The sequence below is a fragment of the Bradyrhizobium sp. WSM4873 genome (assembly GCF_055811355.1).
The window spans coordinates 70666-92826 of sequence record NZ_JBVVPS010000021.1; the positions used below are offsets into that span (position 1 = coordinate 70666).

A 22161-nucleotide genomic window follows, 5' to 3' on the forward strand; every position below is an offset into this window, starting at 1 on the left:
CGGTGCCCCCATATCACGCAACCTTGGAGAAATCCGGCGGGCGGCGCTCTGCGAACGCCGTGAAGGCCTCGCGCGCCTCGGCGGTGCGCAGGCGCAATCCGAACTGCTCGCCCTCGGCATTCATCTGCGCGACCAGCGCCTCGCCATTGCGCATCAGCTTCTTGGTGGCGGTGAGCGCGCCGGCCGGCTGACGGGCAAGACGCTGCGCCAGCGCGAGCGCCTCGGCATCGAGCCTGTCGAGCGGCACCACGCGGTTGGCGAGCCCCCATTCCAGCGCGGATTTGGCCGGCACCGTCTCGCCCAGCGCGAACATCTCGTAGGCCCGGGCGTAGCCGATGCGCGCCGGCATCAGCAGGCTGGAGGCTGCTTCCGGCACCAGCGCAAGGCTGACGAACGGCGTCGACAATTGCGCGTTGTCGGCAAGCACGACGAGGTCACAATGCAGCAGCATCGTGGTGCCGACGCCGACGGCGCGGCCCTGCACCGCCGCAACCAAGGGCCGGGTGCAGCGCGCCAGCGACTGGATGAAGCGCACGACGTTGCGGCTTCCTTCCGACTTGCCCGCTGCGACCGCCGCGAATTCGCCGACATCGTTGCCGGCAGTGAACATGTCGCCTTCGCCGCGGATCAGGATGACGCGGGCAGACGCATCGGACTCGGCGGATTCGATGGCATCGGCGAGCTTGCCGTACATCGCATCCGTCAGCGCGTTCTTCTTGTCGGGGCGTGCCAGCGTGAGCGCAAGAATTCCGCCGTCGTTCTCGATCCGGACGTGCTCGGTCATGGGTCTCTCCTCTATTCCTCTGGATCTTTCGAAAGCTCTGTTGAAAGTTCTCTTGGAAACTTGTCCCGAATGCTGGTCAGCCAGCGCGCGACGATATCGATCTCCGCACTGGTGAATCCATCCGTCAACGCCGCGTTGACCCGTGCCGCGTTGGTTTTCGCCTGTGCGAGCGCTGCACGGCCCTTCGGCGTCAGCCAGACGCGCCAAGCGCGCCCGTCCTCGCGATCGGCTCGCCGCTCGATCAATTTTGCAGCTGCCGTGCGGTCGACGAGGCCGGAGATGCCGGCCGGCCCCAGATCGAGCGCCGTGCCCGCCTCGCCCATCAGGACGCCGTCCTGCTTGCCCAGGATGAACAGGAGTCCTGCCTGCGCCGGCGTGACCTCGCTCGAAGGCTGCGCCGCCATCCAGCGCTGCAACCGCCGCTGCGCAACGCTCAGCAGGTAGATCAGCCGATGGTGCCCCGCGCCGGCTCCTTTACTTCGCATGCGAAATAGATAGCGGCGCGCAAGGCTCTTGTCAAACGTGTTGGTCTTGTCACGGCGCGCAGGTGAAGCTCGACGCCTCCGTCACCGGGCCGCTCTTGTGGTGCGGCCAGGCCGGCCAACGGCACAGCGGCAGCGCGCGAAGCGTCGCAAACGACGGCGCCTCGACCTTCTGCTCGGCGACTTCGAGGTCGCCGGGCGCCTTGCCCTTTTCCACCCAGTCGACCAGCACGCTCAGCATGTCGACATTGGCCGGCGCGCCGGAGCCGACATGGTCGACCCCGGGCGCGGTGTAGAGCCGCGCGAACTCGGCCGTCTCGGCCTTGCCGAGCTTGCGTTCGACGTTCTCGAAATAACGGATGCCGGCATAGGGGCTCTGCGCGTAGTCCGCCATGTGTTCGAGCATGATCAGCCGCCCGCCGCGAGCGCGAAAGCGGCTGAGATCGGGGTCGGTTGAATCCATCAGGCTGGAGACCTCGAGCAGCCGCTCCTTGTGTTCTTCGGGCTTATACGTCGTCACGTCGAGCTTGGGATCGCGCGCGAACACATATTGGATGCCGCCGGCGCCGTAGATCCAGGCGATGCCGTTATTGGGCGCGGGCGGCTGCGCGGGAGGCGCCGTGCCGAGCCACCATGCAACCCAGCCGCCGGTCGGGCCGACCGCCGGCGTATCCTCGCCCGACACGCCCCAGCCCGGATAATCGTCGAGACCGTTGGCGAGCGGGAACGGGAATTTGTAGGTCGCATGCAAGGTCTCGATTGCCTTGATCTGTGCGTCGGTGAGGCACTGATCGCCCGTCTTGCCGCTCGCGCAACGCAGCGTCTCCGCCTTGAACGCCGCCTTGCAGGACACGGGATCTTGCACCAGCGCGTCATCAGAGCCGTCGGCCTTGTCGCAAGCCGCCCGCACGGCATCGCCCACGAGCTTCACCTGGGCGGGATTGATCCAGCCGTCACCCATGGTCACGAGCCCGGAACGCGTGCCGGCATGCTGCAAACCAACCCAGTTGATGACGGGCACGCGGGCAAAGATGCCGTCGAAATCATCAGGGTAGCGTTGCGCCATGGTGAGGCCTTCGCGGCCGCCTTCGGACGAACCCATGAAATACATCTTCTCAGGTCTTTTGCCGTAGGCGCGCTGCATCAGCGCGACGGCGGCATCGCGCACCTTCTTGTAGGCGCGATGGGCGAAATTCCCGAAGGCTTCGTCGTTGAGCGCGAACAGCTGCGGCGGCTCGCCCGGCTTGGATTCGTGGCCGGAATCCGTGCCGTAGGTGACGAAGCCGCGCGCGAGCGGCGACGGCTTGTCGAAGGGATAGGCCGGCGGCAGCGCCAGGCCCGTGATCAGCACGCCGTTGAATCCGCCGCCGCCATATTGCAGCGAGCGGCCGTTCCATTCGACGGGGAGATTGACCTGAAGTTTGATCGGCGGCGCCTTGGGATCGGTGGGATCGATATGGCCGAGCAGCTTGCAGAAGCCGGGATTGGCGGGCGTGACGCGCCCGGACGGCGTCGGGCCGCGTTCGGCCACGGCCAGTTGCGACGGCGCCAGCAACGTCGCCGAATCCACCTTTACGGCGTCAATGCTGCCGACGAGACCCTTGCAGACGGTGTCCGCATCCTCGGCCAGCGTCGCTGCCGAGGCGGAGCTCGCGCCCAGTGCAGTCACTGCGCCCACGAGCAATACACACAGCTTCGCACGCCCTTGCGCCATCGTTTCCCCCTGCACTTCCTGTTCTCGTTCGTTCCGCCAGGAGGCCGTATTCAAGGCGCCCTCCGGCCGGACGTCAATGACGCTAGTGCTCGAACACCAGCCGCGCGCCGACGGTGCCCTCGAGGCTGCGGATCTGCTGCAGCAGCGCGCCTGAATCCTGGCCGCCGAGGTCGGCATCGAGCACGACGTAACCGAGGTCACCGGAGGTCTCCAGATACTGCGCGGCGATATTGATGTCGCGCTGGAGGAAGACCTCGTTCAGCCGGCGCAACATGCCCGGCACGTTGCGATGGACGTGGCTGAAGCGCGCGCCGGAGGGACGCAGATGCAGCTGCACCTCCGGAAAATTCACGGCCCCCGTGGTCGAGCCGGTGATGAAAAAATCGACCAGCTTGCGCGCGACCTCGCCGCCGATGCGCTCCTGCGCCTCCTCGGTCGAGCCGCCGATATGCGGCGTGAGGATGACATTGCCGAGGCCCTGCACCGGGCTCTTGAAGCGGTCCGAATTCGAGGACGGCTCGACCGGAAACACGTCGATGGCGGCACCCGCGAGATGGCCATCGCGCAGAGCTCCCGCCAGCGCGTCGAGATCGACGACGGTGCCGCGGCTGTTGTTGATCAGGAGGGAGCCGGGTTTCATCGCCCGCAACTCCTTCTCGCCGATCATCCCTGATGTCTCCGGCGTCTCCGGCACATGCAGGCTGACGACGTCGCTCTGCGCCAGCAGCTCTTCCAGCTTCTCGACCGGCTCGGTGTTGCCGTGCCGGAGCTTATCGGTGCGGTCGAAATAGATCACGCGCATGCCGATCGCCTCCGCCAGCGTCGAGAGCTGCGAGCCGATATTGCCGTAGCCGATGATGCCGAGGGTGCGGCCGCGCACCTCGCGGCTGCCGGTCGCCGACTTGTCCCAGCCGCCCTCATGGGCCGACACCGAGCGCGGGAAGATGCGCCGCAGCAGCATCACGATCTCGCCGATCACGAGCTCGGCGACGCTGCGCGTGTTGGAGAACGGCGCGTTGAACACCGGAACGCCGCGCTTGCGCGCCGCCAGCAGATCGACCTGGTTGGTGCCGACGCTGAAGCAGCCGACGGCGAGAAGCTGGTCGGCCGCCTCCAGCACCTGATCGGTGATCTGGGTGCGCGAGCGGATGCCGAGCAACGACACGCCCTTGAGCGCCCGCCGCAAGTCCTCGCCGTCCAGCGCCTTGGTCAGGCGCTCGACATTGGTGAAACCCGCCGTTCTGAACAGGTCCACGGCGCTGTCGTTGACGCCTTCGAGCAGCAGCGCCTTCGCGTTCCGCTCAGGGCTTTGGCCTGGGGCTGGCATGGAATCTCCGTGGGTCACAGCTTCGCCGCAGCTCATAGACCGCGGGGGATGCGCAGCACAATAGGGTTCGGATACGGGGAGAAGATGGCGGGGCGGTCGTCAGATCACGTAAAACCCGTGCGTTCCGTCCAGACGCAATTGGTCGACCAGACCATATTCCCAGTCGAGATAGGCCTGCATCGCGCGCTCGTCGACGCCGGTGCCTTCATAGGGGCGGCGGTAACGGTGGGCGGGGTCGGGCCTGGGCAGGACGTGCGACGGGCCGATTTCGAGTGCGCCGTCATAGCCGCCGTCCCGCACATAGACCTCCCAACCCATCTGCGCGAGCCAGGAGGCCGTCATGTCGGCGCGGACGCCCTTGTCGTCGGTCAGCACGATGCGCGCGCCGCGCACCGGTGCCGCCATGTCCGTCTCCTGCACGAGCTGGCCGCCGGGATAGTGGCGAAAGCCCGGGAGATGGCCGGCGGCATATTCCTCGGCGTCACGCACGTCGAAGCGATAGAGCGTGCGATCGGTCTGCGCGACAAGCGCAGACATCTCGCGCGCGTCGATGTGGCGCACACCGGCGCGATAGGCGACGTCGCGCGCATTAGCCGGGCCGCCGTTAAACGATCCGATCGCGCCACGCCTTTTAGCACCATGGTCGAGCGTATGCCGCGCCAGCGTCCAGCCGATGGTGCCGTTGCGCAGCGCCCGGACCTTGTTCGGCACGCCGGCATTGATCAGCGATTGGGTGCCGATAATCGAGCGGGTGCGGCCGGCGCAATTCACGATGATGGTGGTGTCGGCATCGGGTGCCGCCTGCCCTGCCCGCAGCACCAGCTCGGCGCCGGGCACGCTGACCGAGCCCGGAATGTTCATGGTGGCATATTCGTCGAAGCGGCGAACGTCGAGGATGGCGATGTTGGCCTTGTCCGCGATGAGTTTTGCCACCTCGTCGGCACTGAACGACGGCGTGTGCCGGCGCGACTCGACCAGCTCGCCAAAGGCTTTTGAGTAGGAGTTGACGTCCTCGAAGATTTGATAGCCGGCCTCGCGCCAGGCCTTCAGCCCGCCATCGAGCGCGCGGACATTGGTATAGCCGAGCGCGGCCAGCCGGTCGGCGCCGGCAGTGACGAGGCCCTCGCCGTCATCATAGAGCACGATCGCCACGTCCTTGCTCGGCAGCCGCACCTCAGCTTCGATCCCGATCCGGTCCGCGGCCATGTTGGCGGCAAACAGCGGATGTCCCGTCGCGAAACCAGCTTCGTGCCTGAGATCGAGCAGCGCGATCTCCTCGCGGAGCAGCAGTGCACGGCGGATATCGGCGGGAGTGACGGAGGTGAGCTTCATGGCGTAAACCCTGACGAGGATTGGCCATGGGCTTTTGAACGATTGTAGAAGTGTTGGCTAGCCTTTGCGGCAGCCCGTTCACTCGCCGGGAACAAGCTGCCCGACCCGCGGCTGCGCCGGGCGCCGCAGCCTGCGGCGCGACAGATAGAGCAGGACGCCGGTGACCGAGAACAGCGGCATCAGCACAGCCGCGAGCATGAACGCGAGCTTGCCGGGCCAACCCAGAATCGCGCCGCGGTGGATGTCGAGCACGTTCGCGATGATCTTCTCGCCGAACGTCTTGTCGGCGTAGCGTTCCGCGGAGACCAACTGACCGGTCACGGCGTCGATGCGGAATTCGTCGCGCGCGGTATCGAGAGTGGAATTCTTACCCCACGAGCGTATCCGTATCACCGTGCCCGGGCCGGCGGGCAGCGTCAGCAACGCCTTGGAGAAGCGGCTGCCCTCCTCGCGCTGGAAGGCGGCCCACGCGCGGTCAAAGCCGATCGGCTGTGCCGCCTCGCTGGCGCCGGAGGCACGCGACGCCTTTGCAGGCATCTTCGGCTGCATCTTCGCGGCGGCGATCTGCGGGCGTGACAGCAACCAGACGACGCCATCCTTGTACCAGTCGAACGAATACCACAGCCCGGTCAGCGTCATCACCAGATAGACCGGCAGGACCCAGGTGCCGATCACCGCGTGCAGCGAGCGATGGAGGCCGCGTCCGCTGAGACCGAGATTGGGCTTCAGCCACATCTTCACGCTGCCTGCACGCCGCGGCCAGCGCAGCACGAGGCCCGAGATGAGCATCACGATCAAGCCGACCGCGGCCACGCCCGTGATCTGACGCCCCCAGCCCTTGGCGTCGCCGGGAATCAACAGCCAGCGATGCAGCTTGCGCACGGTCGCGAAAAACTCTTCGCCGCGCGGTGCGCCCAACACGCGCGCGTCATAGGGATCGACATAGAGCGAGGACGGCCGCGCGCCTCGTTCGTCGCGGGCGAAGCGCACATGCGCCGCGGCGGATGGGTCGCTCGCCAGCGTGACGGCGGAGACCTTGCCGACGTCCTGCATCGCGGTCAGGCGCGCAACCAGTTCGTCCGGCATCAGCGCCGGTGCCTGGCGCGACGCGACCTGCATGATGCCGACGTTGAGATGATCGACGATCTCGTCCTCGAAACTCATGATCGCGCCGGTCAGCGCGATCATGGCAAGCAGCAGCGCGAGCACGAGGCCGGCGATGGAGTGGACCTGAAGCAAGACCGCCTTGATCGCGCGCCAGGACTCACGCATCGGCGCAGGGCCTCCTGCTCGGCGCGATCATCGGACGGACGTCCCTGCGCGACATGCCCATCGCTAAAACTTCACCGTCGCCGACAGCGAGACCCGCCGCGCGTCGCCGATGGCGACGTTCAGATTGTTGACGGCGGAAGGATAGTAGACGGTGTCGAACAGGTTCTTGACGTTGAACTGGTATATCACCGGCGTGTTCTGGTATTTCGTCTCATAGGTCGCGAAAATATCGGCGACCACATAAGACGGCAGGAAGAAGGAGTTGATCGAATCGCCGGGACGATCACCGACATAACGCGCGCCGCCGCCGAGGCGGAGCTGACCCGGCAAGGCCGTGCCAAAGTCATAGACCAGATAGAGCGAGGCCGTGTTCAGAGCGACATTCTGCAGTTTCCTACCGAGGAGAGTGGCATCCTCGGATGCCGTCACGCGGGCGTCGGTGTAGCCATAACTGCCGATCAAGGCCCAGCTATCGGTGAGCCTGCCGGTGACGTCCAACTCGACGCCGCGCGAATGGGCACGGCCCACGGTGTGGAGCTCTACCACGCCTGCGCTGTTCGTCTTCGTCGTCTGCACGTTCTTCTTGTCGAGATCGTAGAGCGCCAGCGTTCCGGAGACACGCTTGTTCAGATCGAACTTCACGCCGGTCTCGTATGAGACGCCTTCTTCCGGTGCGACGTTGGAGCCGATCAAAACGCCGATCGGCGCAATAGTCGAATTCGGCTTCAGCGATTCGGTGTAGCTTGCATAGAGCGAGATCTGGTCGGTGAGCTTAAAAATAGCGCCGCCGAGCGGAAGCACCTTGTCCTGGGACACATTCGTGTTGGTGACGAACGGCTTCCCGCGCCCGGCGATCTGGTCGTAGTCCATGTAGCGCACGCCGCCGACCAACGCGAACCGCTCTGTCAGATGTAGCGTATCCTGGACGAACATCGACCATTGGCCGAGCTTGTCGGTCTGCGCACTGTCTGGATTGGACACCGTCGTTCCCGGCCCGATCAGGCCGTAAACGGGATTGTAGACATTGAAGGCGGGAGTTGCCTGCCGGATCAGATTGTCCCGGTAGATGGTGCGATACTGGCCGTCGCCTCCGAACACCACATCGTTGCGCATGTTGCCGAGCCAGAAGCCCCCGGATATGTAGGACGTTCCGTAGCTGGCGTTGCTGAGCGAGCCCTGCGTGCCATCGTTGCTGCGGGTCTCGACGCCCGTCGTAAAGTTGAGCGTGGAGATGCGGAGCTGGTTGGCGCTGAAGGTCTCGGTGTTGTAGCTGTAGCCGGCGTAGAGCTTCCAGTCCTGATTGAAGCGGTGCTCGACCGACGCCTGGATCAGGTCCGACGTGCCCCATGTGTTATTGAAGGGCTCGTCGAGCCGGCGCGTCGTGGGCACCGCCAGCGGCGCCTTCGTCACCGGATTGAACGCCGTGCCGCGATCGAACGGGTAGATGAACTCGCGATGCTCGTAGTTGAGCTGCACCGTGGTGTCCTGACCGTACCAGGCCAGTGACGGCGCAACCAGCATCTCGCGATGGCGGCCGAAATTGCGCCAGTAATCCTCGCTGACGCCGTAGCCGATGAAGCGATAGGCGAGGCCCTGGTCACTAACCGGACCGGTGACGTCGAGCAAGCCGTCGGCGCCCGTCTTGGAAGCACTGAAGGCGGAGCCGAGGAGCGTGACCGAGCCATGCTGATAGAGCTCCGGGCGCTTGCTGATGGTGTTGACGATGCCGCCGGGATCCATGATGCCGTAGAGCAGCGAGGCCGGCCCCTTCAGCACCTCGACGCTTTCAACTGCGGGATTGAAGCTGCGTCCCTGCACCAGCGGCATGCCGTTGCGCATGATCGAGCCGTCGCGGTTATCGCCGAAGCCGCGGCGGATCACGGCATCCTGACTGCCGGCCAGCGTGTTGGTCTGGGTGACGCCGGAGACGTTGATGAGCGCGTCGTCGATGTTGCGCGGGAGTTGATCCTTCAACACCTGCTCGGGTACGACGTTGACGGCCTGCGAGGTGTCGAGCGGCGAGGCGCCGCTGCGCAACGTGGTTGCGCTCGGCATCGCGCGGTAGCCGAGCTTTGCGGCTTGTTGCGTTGCGGCTTCCGCGGCGGCGCGCTCCGAGAGCGTCGGCGCTGCGGGTGCCGGATTGCGATTGCGCTGGCGCGCGGCGGTTTGCGTGCGCCGTGGAGCCTGCTCCGATGCACGCGCCGCTTTCGGCCGCGGCGCCGGCGCCTCCACCGTCACCGGCGGCAGTGCGGATTGGGCCTGCGCGGTCGCCGAGTTGGAGAGACATTCGGCGAGCAGCACGGCCGCTCCAACGAGAAGACCCGCGCAGCTCTCGCCGGCAGGCGTTCGACGGCCGCTGACGCGCTGGCCGTCCAGATAGACACGCACTTTCGATTCACTTCCAAGTCAGACGCAGAAGCTGGCGCGTCTAACAGCCGCTGCGCGTGAAGAGAACGGCAAGCGGACTTGAATCGCTCTAGTGTTGAATGGTTCTAGGCTCTAATCGCGATATTTGGCAATCCTCGATTGATTGCGCAGCGGTCGCGACACGTAGCGCGCGAATGCGCGGCAACGTGTCGCGGTTTTGCGCGTTCTCACGCGATGGCGGGAGCCGTCAGCTCGTCGAGCTTCCGCTTGAGCACGGTGCCGTCGGACAACGCGCGGAGCGGCGGCCGCACGCGCAGCCAGCTCACATCGCCCGTCTGTGCAGCGAGGATGGCTTTCAGCGTCGTGAGGAAGGATGGTGATTTCACCACGATGTCCACGACAGCCTGCATCCGTGCCTCGACATCCTTGCCGTCGATCATTGCCTTGACCAGCTCCGGCGCGATGTTGGCCATGCCGCAGATGGTGCCGGCACCCCCGGCGGCGATCGCGCGGCTGATGTCAACCTCGTTGCCGACGGTGATGGCCAGCTCGGGCGCGGCGGCGCGGAACGCCTGGAACTGCTTGAAGTCGCCGCTGGAGTCTTTCAGGCCTGCAATGACCTTGCCGTAGCGCTTGCGCAAATTCGCGGCGACGCCGGTCGGGATCGCGACACCCGAGATCTGCGGGATATGATAGAGGTAGGCACGCAGGCGATCGTCGGCGACGCCGTCGAGGATCGCCGCAAAGGCATCCTCGATGCCTTCAGCGGTGACGCTGCGGTCGAAGTAAGGCGGCAGATACAGCACGTGACGGAGGCCGAGGCCGAGCACGGCGCGCGTCAATGCGATGCTGTCGCTGATCGCGGGGAAGCCGCCGCCGATTCCAATTCGGTCCGGCGCGACGCCGGCCTTGAGCACGGCCTCGATGGTCGCGACCCGTTCGATGACATTGAAGGAGGTGCCCTCGCCGGTGGTGCCGAACAGCACGACACCGTCGACGCTCTTGCCGAAGAGTTGCTTGGCGTGGGCCGCGAGCTTTGCGGAGTCCACGCTGCCGTCCGTCGTCAGCGGCGTCGCCGACGCCACCCAGAACCCGCGAATTGCCTCCGTCATCACACCATCCGTTGCTGTGGCTTCGGACCACGCCTCTGATCTCGAAAGATCTGAGGAAGGCTTCCCGAACGCTGTTTTTGCTTTACTTTCCACCTTGTACCTTACATACAACAAAGGCGCAAATCCTTTCCCCCGTCATGGCGCGCATGACACGCAGCCAGATTCCGAGGAGGTCTCGCATGAACATGGTGACCCCCGTCGAGCGGCCCACCCAGTTGCTTGGCGCGTTGCGCGACAAGCTCGGCGCGGCTGCTGTGCTTGTCGGCACCGACGTGCCCGCGCGCAATTGCAACGACTGGAGCGCGAGCCTGCCGCAAACGCCGCTCGCGGTGATCCGCCCGGTCGACGCGCAAGGCGTTGCGGATGCGATTCGGACTTGCGGGCAGGCGCATCTGCCGTTCGTGCCGCAGGGCGGATTGACCGGGCTGTGCCGCGGCGCATCGCCTGAGGCAGGCTGGGTCGCGATCTCGCTGGAGCGCATGAGCGGCATCGAGGAGATCGATCACGCCTCGATGACGATGACGGTGAAGGCAGGCACGCCGCTACAGACGATCCAGCAGGCGGCCGACGAAGCCGGCTTCTTCTTTCCCCTCGACCTCGGCTCGCGCGGCTCCTGCGCGATCGGCGGCAATCTCTCGACCAATGCCGGCGGCAACCGCGTGATCCGCTACGGCATGACTCGCGAGTTGGTGCTCGGGCTCGAAGTCGTGCTGCCCGACGGCACCATCATCACCAGCCTCAACAAGCTGATGAAGAACAATGCCGGCTACGATCTGAAGCATCTGTTCATCGGCTCGGAAGGCACGCTCGGCATCATCACCCGCGTGGTGCTGCGGCTGTTTCCAAAACCGCGCTCGACCATGGCCGCGCTCTGCGCGCTCGAGGACTATGCCGCGGTGATCGCGCTGCTCGGCGCCGCGCGAAGCGGGCTCGGCCCGCTGCTGTCGGCGTTCGAGGTGATGTGGCCGGATTACTGGGACGTGATCACGACTCGCGCCGGCGTCAAGCCGCCGGTCGCCGCTGGCCACGGCTTCTACGTGCTGGTCGAAGCCCAAGGCACCGACGAGAGCCTCGACGCGCCGCGCTTCCAAAGCTGGCTCGAGGAGCTGATGGAGCGCGGGCTGCTCGCCGACGCCGCCGTGGCGCAATCGCTGGCGCAGACGCAAAGCTTCTGGCGCGTGCGCGACATCTGCGCCGAGTTCGGCCAGGTGCTGGGGCCGCACATCTCTTACGACATCGGCCTCGCCGTGGCGCGGATGGACGAGTTCGTCACGCGCTGCAAGGCGGCGCTGGCCGACGGCATCGAGGGCTGCGAGAGCGTCTATTACGGCCATATCGGCGACGGCAATCTGCATCTCGTCTCCTGGGTGACCGGGCTTGCCGTCGAGCAGCAGCCGAAGGAAGCGATGGACGCCATCATCTACGGTCTCGTGCGCGAGATGGGCGGCAGCGTCTCCGCCGAGCACGGCATCGGCACGCTGAAGAAGAAGTGGCTCGGTCATGCCCGCAGCGAGGCCGAGATCGCACTGATGCGGACGCTGAAGGCCGCGCTCGACCCCGATCATCTGCTCAACCCCGGCAAGGTGATCTGAGGGCAACCATGCGATCGCTGAAGCTCGATGCACCGAAATCGCTGTCGCAGCGGGTGATGCAGCGGCTTCGTCAAGCCATCATCGACGGCGAGTTCGCGCTCGGCGCCGCCATTTCCGAGGAGATGGTGGCAACCTCCTTCGGCGTGAGCCGCACCCCGGTGCGTGAGGCGATGGGCCAGCTGCAGGCCCAGGGCCTCGTCGTGATCCGGCCGCAGGTCGGCAGTTTTGTCTTTACGCCAAGCGCGGAAGACATCACTTCGCTTTGCACATTCAGGATCGCGCTCGAGCCCAAGGCAGCCGAGCTCGCCTTCCACCACGATCGCACCGGTGCGATCACGACGATGAGCGAGGCGATCGCGGCGATGGAGCCGGCGATCGCAGCCAGGGACAATATCGCCTATGGCCGCGCCGATGCCGCTTTCCACGAGGCGCTGTTCAGCCATTGCGGCAACCGCTATCTCGCCGAATCCTATCAGCTCGCCTCCAGCCGCGTCGCAGCACTGCGTACCAATTTGACTTCGCCGATCGACGTGCGCACGCGCACGTCTTTCGACGAGCATCGCAAGCTGCTCGATCTGTTCGCCCGCGGCGAGTTCGCCGCCTTCGCGACGCTGATGACCACGCACGTCACCAATTCGGGCGTGGTCTACGCCAAAGCGCTGCAGGTCGATTGAGCGCTGCTACCGCGCGCCTTTCGTGCCGGGCCTGTCCAGAAAATCCAGCGCGGTGTTGATCTGTTCGAGCTGGTGCTCGATCCTGTCGCGATCTTCGACCGTGGGCGCCTTTTCGAGCTGCTCAACCAGCTTCTGTTTTCGGAGCAGCAAGTTCTCTATGACTGTACTCACGGCTCCCCCATCCGCCCGAGGCGAACATCGAGGCAATATTAGACCCCGGGCGCGGGCGCACGCCAGCCGGGCCGGCGCAAACCCTGCATCAGAATGTTCGCGAGGGCAGTTGGTTCCTGCGCGTGACCCGAGAAGGTGATGGCGGCGCTCGCGAACGGTTAACGCGGTCGCACGCCCGGGCTGCCGGACACGGAACCGGACTTTCACGTGCCCGTCGGTTGTATTCGCCGTCCCGGAGTCCTATGCGTAGGCGCCATGGACATCCAGATCATCGCCGCCGAAAAACCCCTGATGGCGCAGGCGCGCCCGCGCAAGCCGGCGCCGTTCCTCCCGATGAGCCGCGCCGAGATGGACGCGCTCGGCTGGGACGCCTGCGACATCGTGCTGGTGACGGGCGATGCCTATGTCGACCACCCCAGCTTCGGCATGGCCATCATTGGCCGCCTGCTGGAGGCGCAGGGCTTTCGCGTCGGCATCATCTCGCAGCCGGACTGGCATTCGGCCGAGCCGTTCAAGGCGCTCGGCAAGCCCAAGGTGTTCTTCGGCGTCACCGGCGGCAACATGGACTCCATGGTGAACCGCTACACCGCGGACCGCCGCATACGCAGCGACGATGCCTATACCGCGGGCGGCGAAGGCGGCAAGCGGCCGGACCGCTGCACCGTCGTTTACGCGCAACGTTGCCGCGAGGCGTTCAAGGGCGTCCCGGTCGTGCTCGGCGGCATCGAGGCCTCGCTGCGCCGGATCGCGCATTACGATTACTGGTCCGACAAGGTGCGCCGCTCGGTGCTGGCCGACGCCAAGGCAGACCTCTTGCTTTACGGCAATGCCGAGCGCGCCGTCGTCGAAGTGGCCAACCGTCTTGCCGCCGGCGAGGCGCCGCGCGAGCTCGACGACATCAGGGGCGTCGCGCTGTTCCGCCGCGTGCCTGAGGACTACGTCGAACTGCACGCCGACGATCTCGATTCCGCCGACGAAGGCGCTTCGCGGACGAAAGGCTTGACCGTGATCCGGCTGCCCGCTTTGGAGCAGGTCGAGCAGGACAAGGAAGCCTATGCGCGCGCCTCACGCGTGCTGCATCGTGAGAGCAATCCCGGCAATGCGCGGCCGCTGGTGCAGCGTCACGGCGACCGCGACCTCTGGCTCAACCCGCCGCCGATCCCGCTGACCAGCGAGGAGATGGACGCGGTCTACGATCTTCCCTATGCGCGCGCGCCGCATCCGTCCTACGGCGACGCGAAGATCCCGGCGTGGGACATGATCAAATTCTCGGTGACGATCATGCGCGGCTGCTTTGGCGGCTGCACCTTCTGCTCGATCACCGAGCACGAGGGCCGTATCATCCAGAACCGCTCCGAGGGCTCGATCCTGCGCGAGATCGAGAAGATCCGCGACAAGACGCCCGGCTTCACCGGCGTGATCTCCGACATCGGCGGTCCCACGGCCAACATGTACCGGATGGCCTGCAAGGACCCGAAAGTCGAGGCCGCGTGCCGACGGCCGTCCTGCGTCTTCCCCGAGATCTGCCCGAACCTCAACACCTCGCATGACGATCTGATCCGGCTCTATCGCAAGGTGCGCGAGACCAAGGGCATCAAGAAGGTGATGGTGGCCTCCGGCGTGCGCTACGACCTCGCGGTCGAGAGCCCCGAATACATCAAGGAGCTCGTCACCCATCACGTCGGCGGCTATTTGAAGATCGCGCCCGAACATACCGAGCGCGGGCCGCTCGACAAGATGATGAAGCCCGGCATCGGCGCCTACAACCAGTTCAAGCGGATGTTCGATGCCGCGGCCGAACAGGCCGGCAAGAAATATTATCTGATCCCGTATTTCATCGCGGCGCATCCGGGCACGACCGACGAGGACATGATGAACCTCGCGCTGTGGCTGAAGAAGAACCGCTACCGCGCGGATCAGGTGCAGACCTTCCTGCCCTCGCCGATGGCGACCGCAACGGCGATGTACCACACCGGCGTCAATCCGCTGCGCGGCGTGCGGCGCGGCGGCAGCGACAAGGTCGAGGCGATCAAGGGCCTGCGACAGCGCCGCCTGCACAAGGCGTTCCTGCGCTACCACGACCCCGACAATTGGCCGGTGCTGCGTGAAGCCCTGAAAGAGATGGGCCGCGCCGATCTGATCGGCTCGCGCCCCGACCAGCTGGTCCCCGCGCACCAGCCGCCCGGCACCGGCAAGGCCGCCGGCACGCGGCGGCCGGTTCGTCCCGGCGACAAGACGCAGCGGTTCACGACCAAGAATCTGCGGGTGATGAAGTAGCGGGCGAGCCGGATCAGGTCCGGTTCATCCTCGCACCGTCGTGCCCTCAAAACAAAAACCTCGAAAACAACCCCATGCACAGTAGCCGGCATGAGCGGGATCAATGACTTAGGCGCCTTGCGAATCCTTTGAAGCCGCCGGGTGAGATAACGGAAAAGCGAAAATTAGGTTTCGACGAAATATTGACTCGTCGGGCAAAACAGGCGCAGGATGCCATTGTCGCAGCACGCGTGACAGGGCGAGCCCCAAGCGCTACTCCGTATCGATATCCTCGAGCTTCACACCGTGTCCCGCGCGGAGGCCCGAAGCGATCGGTCCCCCCGACTTGCAATCTATCAACACAGCAGGCAACGGTGCGCGCCTGATGCGCTGGGGAGCGTAGTCGTAAACCCGATCGCGGGGTAGGCGGTATCCGCTTTGTCCGCGAAACCGGACATGGCCAGTCCGGCTTTGTGAGTCAGCTACGGGCCGATTTTGTTGCAAAAATCGGCCAAGATGCGACATCCCCGGTTGATGAGCTTCCAGTATGAACGGCAAAAAAGCCCCGCATCATACCGGGCTTTGGAATGCACAATGATCAGTGCTTCGCGATGACGGAACCGCGGAACTTGTCGCTCAGATGCCCGGTTCCGAATCTTCACGGTTCCTCAATTAACAAATGACCAGAGCGTTCCACACCCAGATCGGACACGTGTGTCTGGCGCGCTACAGCAAATTCGGTGAGTTGGGTTAAGCGTTTGGCACACGTTGTTTAAACCTGAGAGACTCGAAATGAAAAAGTTCCTTCTCGCTACTGTCGCCCTTACCGCCCTGGCGGGTACAGCATCGGCAGCTGATATGGCTGCGCGTCCTTACACCAAAGCCCCACCGATGGCGGCCTCGCCGATTTACAACTGGACCGGCTTTTACATCGGCGGTCACGTCGGCGGCGCATTCGGCGGCAGCAACAACATTCTGGCCCCCGGCTTCACCGGCACCAGCAGCAACGATGGTGTGTTCATGGGCGGCGTGCAGATCGGTTACGACCATCAGTTCTCGCCGAACTGGGTGCTGGGCATTGAAGCGAACTACAGCTTGCTCGACACCAATAACAATCCCTTCGTCAACCGTGGGCTCGGTTCCGTCGCCGGTCGCCTCGGCTACACCTGGGGTCCGGCGCTGCTGTACGTCAAAGGTGGTTATGCCTGGGCTGACTCCCGCCTTACGAACGGTTTCGGCGGCGGCACCTTCACCAACAACGGCGGCGGCCGCGACGGCTACACCGTGGGCGGTGGTCTCGAATACATGTTCGCCCAGAACTGGTCGGGCAAGGTCGAATACCAGTACTACGACTTCGGCACGCGGAACGCTCTCTTCACCAGCGCCGGCGGTGTTGTTACCGCCGTCGGCTTCCGCAATGACGAGCACACCATCAAGGCCGGCCTGAACTACCGGTTCAACTGGGGCGCCGCGTCGGCTTCACGTTACTGACGGTTTACATAAGATACTTGAAGGGCCAGCCCTACGGGCTGGCCCTTTCTCATAGGCCGGAATGGCTGGCGCGCGTTGGCGCCTTGCGTTTTGCCAAGCTCTCCAGAAACTACTTGAGGTCAGCTGATGATCGGACCTCCACGCCTGTGACGGAAGATTACCGAGCCCGAACAAGGTGTGGCCTCTGCTGAGAGGCGACCAAAATACCTTCAGTTGCTCACGACAGCAACACGGGGCAATGCGCTGAATTTCAGCTCCGGGTCAAAAAGGCGCGCTTGCAGCTTTGTCCGTTTAGGTGTGCTTCCCCCGGGGCGGCACCACCTACGAGCACACGCCTTCCATCTTTGCCATCTTTCCTCCGGCCGAGGTGTCGCAAACTCTGCCCGTCATCCATATGTTGCCCCCATGAAAGAAATCGGATTCCTCTCCTTCGGGCACTGGACGCCCTCGCCGCAATCGCAGACCCGCTCGGCCGCGGACACGCTGCTGCAATCCATCGAGCTTGCGGTTGCGGCGGAAGAGCTCGGCGCTGACGGCGCCTATTTCCGGGTGCACCATTTCGCGCGCCAGCTCGCCTCGCCCTTTCCGCTGCTCGCCGCGGTCGGCGCCAGGACCAGCAAGATCGAGATCGGCACGGCCGTGATCGACATGCGCTACGAGAATCCGCTGTACATGGCGGAGGACGCAGGCTCTGCCGATCTCATCGCCGGCGGGCGCCTCCAGCTCGGCATCAGCCGCGGCTCGCCCGAGCAGGTGATCGACGGCTGGCGTTATTTCGGCTACCAGCCGGCCGAGGGCGAGAGCGACGCCGACATGGGGCGGCGTCATGCCGAGGTCTTTCTCGACATCTTGCGCGGCGAAGGTTTTGCAAAGCCCAACCCGCAGCCGATGTTTCCAAATCCGCCGGGGCTGTTGCGGCTCGAACCGCATGCGGAAGGCCTGCGCGAACGGATCTGGTGGGGTGCCGGCTCGAATGCGACGGCGGTCTGGGCCGCCAAGCACGGCATGAATCTCCAGAGCTCGACGCTGAAGAACGACGAGACCGGCGAGGCCTTCCATGTGCAGCAAGCCGCACAGATCCGCACCTATCGCGCAGCCTGGAAAGAGGCCGGCCACGCCCGCGAGCCCCGCGTCTCCGTCAGCCGCAGCATCTTCGCGCTGATCGACGATCGCGACCGCGCCTATTTCGGTGGCGAGCGCGGCAGCGAGGACCAGGTCGGCTTCATCGACCCGCGCACCCGCGCGATCTTCGGCCGCTCATATGCCGCGGAGCCGGATGTGCTGATCGAACAGCTCAAGCAGGACGAAGCGATCGCCGAGGCCGACACGTTGCTGTTGACGATCCCGAACCAGCTCGGTGTCGACTATTGCACGCACGCGATCGAGGCGATCCTCACGCACGTGGCGCCGGCGCTGGGGTGGCGCTGAAGCGAACCCTCGACTTGGCGAAGCGCGCGCTCTCAAAACAAAGCGGCGCTGGCAGCCTGTCCGTAGATCATTGCGGCCACGAGAGAGGGCAGCAAACCCGCGCCGGAAAAGATCGCGAGGACTTTCAGAATTTCGACGTCGACGTTGGTTCTCGTCGCGCGGGATATCGCCTTTGCCAGTGCAGCCATCATCGCCAGCTCCGAACAGGCCACGCGGAAGGCGCCGCCTGTTCCATCTAGCGTCATTAGGGGCATTTGCGTGTGAAGCAGATTACAGGTGATCTTGCGTGCCGCACCTCACGGCAGCGATGCGCGAAGAAGATTCAACCGGATCGTCTCACTTGGCGCCAAGGATGCCGCCGGCAAACAAGCGCCGGATCCGGCCATCAAATCCCGCCCGGAAGCTCGACGCCCGCTTCCGTCAGGTCCCGGAGGAATTTCCGCACCAGGAGCATGTTGGTTCGCTGCAGCTCGTGATTATTGCCGAACTTGAACTGGTTAGCCTCGGTTACGATCAGTCCCTGGTCGGTCTCACGGAAAATGCCTTGCTTCTTCAAGCGATCGGCGCGCCGCCGGACGGTTTCGATCGGCAGACCGAAAAAGCGGGACAGGGCGGCACGGGAAACGCCCTGCTTGATCTTGTCCGGCTCGACCGCCTGGATACTGCCAAATTGCCGGTCCAGTTCGGGGTTCTTCATGATCTTGAGAACGTTGGCGTTCAAGACCGCATGAATGATCATCAAGTCCAGCGGATCGAAATCGTAGTGGCGGAACATTTCGCTGGCCGCGCACAGCATGTAGGCCAACGAGTGTCGAGAGACGGTTCGGATCAAATCCGACGCGATGTCCTCGCCTTCAGTCGTACCAACCATCACCAGTCCCGTTTCTACGGTTTTCCGGTCCGACGCCACAAGCCCGTTGCAAGCCGGTTGTCCGTATCCGTGGCGGAGGGCGTGAGGCAGGATCGGTCTGTTGTTTACCCCAATATGGGTATGGTCGCGGTTCCATCGGGTCAATAGCTGGCTTGTCGGCAATATCATTTTCACCGATACGGGATTGAATTGCCCGGCGCGCAATTGGCGCGTGCCAACGTTGGTCGTGGGCCAAATGACATTTATCATCGAAGCTATAAAAGACGACTGCCGCACCGTGGATTTCCGTGACAGCGCGATCGTTGCGGTGATCCTGGCCCGCAAGCACGCGGTGAATGGTTTTGCGGTGTCGATAACGGCTCCGGACGGGCAGCTTTTTTCCGCCGATCAGTTCAACCGTTTGCTGACGAGCAAGGGGCTTGGTTCGGATCCGGCGGCGCAGGAAGTTGGGCGGCGCTAAGCGAGTTTGGTCACGGCACTCGGAATCCTGGAAGCAGTGCAGCGAATTGTACTCGCGAATCGCGTACGCCGCTGGGGATGAAACCGAACGGGTCGGGTGGGGAAATCGGCGCTGATCGCGTATTCCGAAATAGCGCGCCGCGGCCGATGAAGATGGGCCCTCTTGCTTCGCCGTGGCGCTATGATGCTGCGTCCAAAATCACGCCAGAACCCGAAGAGATGTGATCGCCTGTGATGTAGCGCGCTCACGCGATGGAATCACTAGACCAATAACTTCATGACGGCATCGCTGAGGTCGCCCCTCAGATCAGCCGGTTGTGCGATGAGGCCCGTTACGTATGCGCCGTTGATGATCAGCGCTATTTGTGACGCGGTGCGGTTGGGATCACCGACGCCAAATTTGCCAAGCAAGGCCGCGAGCCTCGTCCGCATTTCCTTCTTGTTGCGCCGGGCGATGACCCGGCCCGGATGGTTGTCGTCAGGAAATTCCGTCGCCAGGTTGAGGAACGGACAACCGCGATAGGCGGGGTGCGTGATCCGCTTTGCGATACCGGAAAGCAAAGCCTCGAGAATAGCGCGTGGATCACCCGCGTGCTGGTCTTCAATACGATCCCACCACACCCAGAACAACCGATCCTGTTCGGCGGCGAAGGCAGCAATCAAAGCGTCCTTCGATTCAAAAAGGCGATAGAGACTCGTCTTCGAGACACCGGATCGCTCGACGACCGTGTCTACGCCGATGGCGCGGATGCCTTCGCGGTAAAACAATTCGCTTGCCGTCGCAAGAATACGCTCGCGGGCGCTCACTTCGCCCCTTGGCGGGGCGCCCCGCCGGGGTCGGGTTACTGTCTCCATATCCGCTTGCTCTCGCCTTGACTTATCGTTTGACAAAGTTACAGACCTGTCCGTAATATACAAGTTACTAACAGGTCTGTAACTTTAACGGAGAATATCGATGCGTGCGATCCAGGCGGAAACGTTCTCCGGCTATGGCGGGCTGCGGCAGATCGAATTGCTCAAACCGAAACCGGCAAAGGACAGGTTGCTGGTTCGCGTCACGGCCGCCGGCGTCACGCCGCTTGATCACACAATTCTGTCGGGTGGGCTGCCCCGGGCGAAGGCGCCGTTGGTGCTCGGCAATGAAGGCGTCGGCGTGATCGAGGATGCCGGCGACTCCGGTTTTGCGGTGGGAAGTCGCGTGATGTTCGCCGGTCCCTATGGCGTTCGTGAAAACGGCGCATGGCAAGAATGGCTGCTGGTGAGCCCCAAAGATGCAGCGCTCGTGCCCGACGCGATCGACAATGTCGTCGCGGCCAGCCTCCCGGTGGCCTATCTGACGGCGCAGATCACGCTGACGCTCTCAGGGTTCAAACCGGGCAAATCGGTGCTGGCTCCGGCAATCGGTGGGTCGGTGGGCAACGCGACCTATCAGCTCGCGCGGGCACAGGGCGCCGGCAAGGTGATTTCAACGGCCGGTAGCGCTGCGAAAGCCGCCAGAGCACGCGAGCTTGGTTTCGAAGACGTGATCGACCTTTCGGCGGAAGATCTTGCCGACGGCGTACGCCGGATAACGGACGGCAAGGGCGTCGACATCGTTATCGATGGCATCGGCGGCACCGTGACCAGTGAGGCGCTGAGCACCCTCACATTCGGCGGTGTCCTGATTACGCTGGGCTATTCCGCCGGACGCAAGACCACGATCGATGTGACAGACCTGATCTGGAAAGGCGCGCGTATGAGCGGTTTCTCTTTGTTCGCCCAGTCACCGCTCGACGTTGCCGCGGCATGGCGGGACATCATTCCGTTGATCGTGGGCGGATCAGTCAAACCTGTCGTCGAGCGGGTCTATCTCCTCGGTGAAGCGGGCGAAGCCCTGCGCCATCTGATCGAGGATCGACCGTTTGGCAAAGTCGTCCTGGCTGGATGATCGACATGCCGACGCTATCCGCACAGCTCCCGCGCGAGCGCACAATTCGCTGGGACGATCCGCAAGCCTTGGCCGCAGCAGGTCAGACGATGAGCGGGCGAGATTTCCTCGAAGCTATGCTTCGAGGCGACGTTCCGCTCCCGCCGATCTGCCGTCTGGTCGATTTCAGCATCGACCGAGTTGGGGATGGCAGCGTTGAAATGGTTCTGAAGCCGCAAGAGTCGCAATACAATCCGATCGGCTCAGTCCATGGCGGCATAATCGCCACGGTTCTCGACTCGGTAATGGGCTGCGCCGTCCACACCAAGCTTCCTTTCGGACGGGCGTACACGACGCTGGAGATCAAGGTGAATTACCTCCGGGGCGTCAAGCGCGAGTCCGGACCAATGAAGGCGGTCGGGCGCGTCATCCATCTGGGCCGCCAGACAGCGATGGCGGAAGCGAGCTTGTCGGATGCGAGTGGCAGGCTTTTCGCCCAGGCGAGCACGACCTGCCTGATCTTCGAGGTGGTACCGCATAGAGAACCGTGACGTCGCATGATCGCTGCCGCCGTGAAAGATCGATTGCTGCGAGCTAATGACTGCGACTTCATCACAGCGCCAACCAGACCAAATCAGAGCTATATAGCTGGTCAAACAGCGCGCGAGTTGTGGGAAAAATGGCGGAGATCAAGATGCGTTTGGGTCGAACGGTAGCCGCAGGCCGTCCATATCGTGCTTTGGCGTAAATGGCGCGCCCGGAACGATTCGAACGTCCGACCCTCAGATTCGTAGTCTGATGCTCTATCCAGCTGAGCTACGGGCGCGTTTTTCGCTGACAGTGCGGGCGTTGCCCGCAGGCAACCCCCGGCGACGCCGGAGGGGTGCGAAAGAGCGCTCTGACTAACCGCTCTTGCCCCGATT

Annotated in this window: 20 protein-coding genes and 1 tRNA gene; 8 read left to right on the top strand and 13 right to left on the bottom strand. The window is 64.1% G+C overall.

Features of this window, described 5'->3' with window-relative positions; translation table 11 throughout:
* Positions 1 to 13 precede the first annotated feature (13 nt).
* The 8 genes from AC0L21_RS25185 to AC0L21_RS25220 form a co-directional block, all read right to left on the bottom strand.
* Positions 14 to 784, bottom strand: coding sequence for an enoyl-CoA hydratase (locus AC0L21_RS25185; RefSeq protein ID WP_473264431.1), 771 nt, complete (start codon positions 782 to 784; stop codon positions 14 to 16).
* 11 nt (positions 785 to 795) lie between these two features.
* Entirely contained in the window at positions 796 to 1269 is a 474-nt protein-coding gene (locus tag AC0L21_RS25190) for a MarR family winged helix-turn-helix transcriptional regulator (RefSeq protein WP_473264432.1), read from the bottom strand.
* Positions 1270 to 1318: 49 nt separating this feature from the next.
* The gene (locus AC0L21_RS25195; protein WP_473264433.1) at positions 1319 to 2980 is read right to left on the bottom strand and encodes a tannase/feruloyl esterase family alpha/beta hydrolase; all 1662 of its coding nucleotides are present in this window, start codon (positions 2978 to 2980) and stop codon (positions 1319 to 1321) included.
* 82 nt (positions 2981 to 3062) lie between these two features.
* A complete protein-coding gene (serA, locus tag AC0L21_RS25200) occupies positions 3063 to 4307 on the bottom strand; it encodes a phosphoglycerate dehydrogenase (protein ID WP_473264435.1) in 1245 nt (414 codons plus the stop codon).
* Between the two features lie 99 nt (positions 4308 to 4406).
* Positions 4407 to 5639, bottom strand: a complete 1233-nt coding sequence (locus AC0L21_RS25205) for a rhodanese-like domain-containing protein (RefSeq protein WP_473264436.1) — start codon at positions 5637 to 5639, stop codon at positions 4407 to 4409.
* Positions 5640 to 5717: 78 nt separating this feature from the next.
* Entirely contained in the window at positions 5718 to 6911 is a 1194-nt protein-coding gene (locus tag AC0L21_RS25210; protein ID WP_473264437.1) for a PepSY-associated TM helix domain-containing protein, read from the bottom strand.
* A 63-nt stretch (positions 6912 to 6974) separates the two neighbouring features.
* Positions 6975 to 9299: a TonB-dependent siderophore receptor gene (locus AC0L21_RS25215; RefSeq protein ID WP_473264438.1), complete on the bottom strand. Its 2325-nt coding sequence runs from the start codon at positions 9297 to 9299 to the stop codon at positions 6975 to 6977.
* Between the two features lie 206 nt (positions 9300 to 9505).
* The gene (locus AC0L21_RS25220; protein ID WP_473264439.1) at positions 9506 to 10390 is read right to left on the bottom strand and encodes a dihydrodipicolinate synthase family protein; all 885 of its coding nucleotides are present in this window, start codon (positions 10388 to 10390) and stop codon (positions 9506 to 9508) included.
* A gap of 179 nt (positions 10391 to 10569) precedes the next feature.
* On the opposite strand from AC0L21_RS25220, the gene AC0L21_RS25225 reads away from it, so the two are divergent.
* Both AC0L21_RS25225 and AC0L21_RS25230 read left to right on the top strand, forming a co-directional pair.
* Positions 10570 to 11982, top strand: coding sequence for an FAD-binding oxidoreductase (locus AC0L21_RS25225; protein WP_473264440.1), 1413 nt, complete (start codon positions 10570 to 10572; stop codon positions 11980 to 11982).
* Positions 11983 to 11990: 8 nt separating this feature from the next.
* Positions 11991 to 12656, top strand: a complete 666-nt coding sequence (locus tag AC0L21_RS25230; RefSeq protein WP_473264441.1) for a GntR family transcriptional regulator — start codon at positions 11991 to 11993, stop codon at positions 12654 to 12656.
* 6 nt (positions 12657 to 12662) lie between these two features.
* On the opposite strand, the gene AC0L21_RS25235 is transcribed toward AC0L21_RS25230, so the two are convergent.
* Positions 12663 to 12827 carry a hypothetical protein gene (locus tag AC0L21_RS25235; RefSeq protein WP_275174072.1) on the bottom strand — a complete coding sequence of 55 codons (165 nt, stop codon included), beginning with the start codon at positions 12825 to 12827 and terminating at the stop codon, positions 12663 to 12665.
* Positions 12828 to 13082: 255 nt separating this feature from the next.
* Here AC0L21_RS25235 and AC0L21_RS25240 point away from each other — a divergent pair, with 255 nt between their 5' ends.
* The 3 genes from AC0L21_RS25240 to AC0L21_RS25250 all read left to right on the top strand — a co-directional run bounded on the left by AC0L21_RS25240 (position 13083) and on the right by AC0L21_RS25250 (position 18002).
* Positions 13083 to 15104 carry a YgiQ family radical SAM protein gene (locus AC0L21_RS25240; RefSeq protein WP_473264442.1) on the top strand — a complete coding sequence of 674 codons (2022 nt, stop codon included), beginning with the start codon at positions 13083 to 13085 and terminating at the stop codon, positions 15102 to 15104.
* A 771-nt stretch (positions 15105 to 15875) separates the two neighbouring features.
* On the top strand, positions 15876 to 16574 hold the full coding sequence (locus AC0L21_RS25245) for an outer membrane protein (protein WP_473264443.1): 699 nt from the start codon (positions 15876 to 15878) through the stop codon (positions 16572 to 16574).
* 405 nt (positions 16575 to 16979) lie between these two features.
* Positions 16980 to 18002 carry an LLM class flavin-dependent oxidoreductase gene (locus AC0L21_RS25250; protein WP_473264445.1) on the top strand — a complete coding sequence of 341 codons (1023 nt, stop codon included), beginning with the start codon at positions 16980 to 16982 and terminating at the stop codon, positions 18000 to 18002.
* Between the two features lie 32 nt (positions 18003 to 18034).
* On the opposite strand, the gene AC0L21_RS25255 is transcribed toward AC0L21_RS25250, so the two are convergent.
* Complete coding sequence (locus AC0L21_RS25255) at positions 18035 to 18193, bottom strand: hypothetical protein (RefSeq protein WP_473264446.1); 159 nt, start codon at positions 18191 to 18193, stop codon at positions 18035 to 18037.
* A 194-nt stretch (positions 18194 to 18387) separates the two neighbouring features.
* Positions 18388 to 18873 (bottom strand): hypothetical protein, encoded by a 486-nt coding sequence (locus AC0L21_RS25260; protein ID WP_106941182.1) that lies wholly within the window; start codon positions 18871 to 18873, stop codon positions 18388 to 18390.
* A gap of 100 nt (positions 18874 to 18973) precedes the next feature.
* Between AC0L21_RS25260 and AC0L21_RS25265 the strand changes: the two genes are divergently transcribed.
* A complete protein-coding gene (locus AC0L21_RS25265) occupies positions 18974 to 19333 on the top strand; it encodes a hypothetical protein (RefSeq protein WP_473264447.1) in 360 nt (119 codons plus the stop codon).
* Between the two features lie 260 nt (positions 19334 to 19593).
* On the opposite strand, the gene AC0L21_RS25270 is transcribed toward AC0L21_RS25265, so the two are convergent.
* Positions 19594 to 20139, bottom strand: coding sequence for a TetR/AcrR family transcriptional regulator (locus AC0L21_RS25270; RefSeq protein ID WP_473264448.1), 546 nt, complete (start codon positions 20137 to 20139; stop codon positions 19594 to 19596).
* Positions 20140 to 20287: 148 nt separating this feature from the next.
* Between AC0L21_RS25270 and AC0L21_RS25275 the strand changes: the two genes are divergently transcribed.
* Together AC0L21_RS25275 and AC0L21_RS25280 are read left to right on the top strand one after the other, a co-directional pair.
* The gene (locus tag AC0L21_RS25275; RefSeq protein WP_473264449.1) at positions 20288 to 21259 is read left to right on the top strand and encodes a quinone oxidoreductase family protein; all 972 of its coding nucleotides are present in this window, start codon (positions 20288 to 20290) and stop codon (positions 21257 to 21259) included.
* A 5-nt stretch (positions 21260 to 21264) separates the two neighbouring features.
* Positions 21265 to 21789 (top strand): PaaI family thioesterase, encoded by a 525-nt coding sequence (locus AC0L21_RS25280; RefSeq protein ID WP_473264450.1) that lies wholly within the window; start codon positions 21265 to 21267, stop codon positions 21787 to 21789.
* 198 nt (positions 21790 to 21987) lie between these two features.
* On the opposite strand, the gene AC0L21_RS25285 is transcribed toward AC0L21_RS25280, so the two are convergent.
* Positions 21988 to 22064 (bottom strand) — tRNA-Arg (locus AC0L21_RS25285).
* Positions 22065 to 22161 lie beyond the last annotated feature (97 nt).

Excerpts from the sequence above, each read along its gene's own strand:
- AC0L21_RS25205 (WP_473264436.1), bottom strand. The coding sequence starts at position 5,639 with ATGAAGCTCACCTCCGTCACTCCCGCCGATATCCGCCGTGCACTGCTG.
- AC0L21_RS25210 (WP_473264437.1), bottom strand. The coding sequence starts at position 6,911 with ATGCGTGAGTCCTGGCGCGCGATCAAGGCGGTCTTGCTTCAGGTCCAC.
- AC0L21_RS25240 (WP_473264442.1), top strand. The coding sequence starts at position 13,083 with ATGGACATCCAGATCATCGCCGCCGAAAAACCCCTGATGGCGCAGGCG.
- AC0L21_RS25245 (WP_473264443.1), top strand. The coding sequence starts at position 15,876 with ATGAAAAAGTTCCTTCTCGCTACTGTCGCCCTTACCGCCCTGGCGGGT.
- AC0L21_RS25220 (WP_473264439.1), bottom strand. The coding sequence starts at position 10,390 with ATGACGGAGGCAATTCGCGGGTTCTGGGTGGCGTCGGCGACGCCGCTG.
- AC0L21_RS25275 (WP_473264449.1), top strand. The coding sequence starts at position 20,288 with ATGCGTGCGATCCAGGCGGAAACGTTCTCCGGCTATGGCGGGCTGCGG.
- AC0L21_RS25225 (WP_473264440.1), top strand. The coding sequence starts at position 10,570 with ATGAACATGGTGACCCCCGTCGAGCGGCCCACCCAGTTGCTTGGCGCG.
- AC0L21_RS25230 (WP_473264441.1), top strand. The coding sequence starts at position 11,991 with ATGCGATCGCTGAAGCTCGATGCACCGAAATCGCTGTCGCAGCGGGTG.
- AC0L21_RS25280 (WP_473264450.1), top strand. The coding sequence starts at position 21,265 with ATGCCGACGCTATCCGCACAGCTCCCGCGCGAGCGCACAATTCGCTGG.
- AC0L21_RS25195 (WP_473264433.1), bottom strand. The coding sequence starts at position 2,980 with ATGGCGCAAGGGCGTGCGAAGCTGTGTGTATTGCTCGTGGGCGCAGTG.
- AC0L21_RS25255 (WP_473264446.1), bottom strand. The coding sequence starts at position 18,193 with ATGATGGCTGCACTGGCAAAGGCGATATCCCGCGCGACGAGAACCAAC.
- AC0L21_RS25185 (WP_473264431.1), bottom strand. The coding sequence starts at position 784 with ATGACCGAGCACGTCCGGATCGAGAACGACGGCGGAATTCTTGCGCTC.
- AC0L21_RS25260 (WP_106941182.1), bottom strand. The coding sequence starts at position 18,873 with ATGGTTGGTACGACTGAAGGCGAGGACATCGCGTCGGATTTGATCCGA.
- AC0L21_RS25190 (WP_473264432.1), bottom strand. The coding sequence starts at position 1,269 with ATGCGAAGTAAAGGAGCCGGCGCGGGGCACCATCGGCTGATCTACCTG.
- serA (WP_473264435.1), bottom strand. The coding sequence starts at position 4,307 with ATGCCAGCCCCAGGCCAAAGCCCTGAGCGGAACGCGAAGGCGCTGCTG.
- AC0L21_RS25250 (WP_473264445.1), top strand. The coding sequence starts at position 16,980 with ATGAAAGAAATCGGATTCCTCTCCTTCGGGCACTGGACGCCCTCGCCG.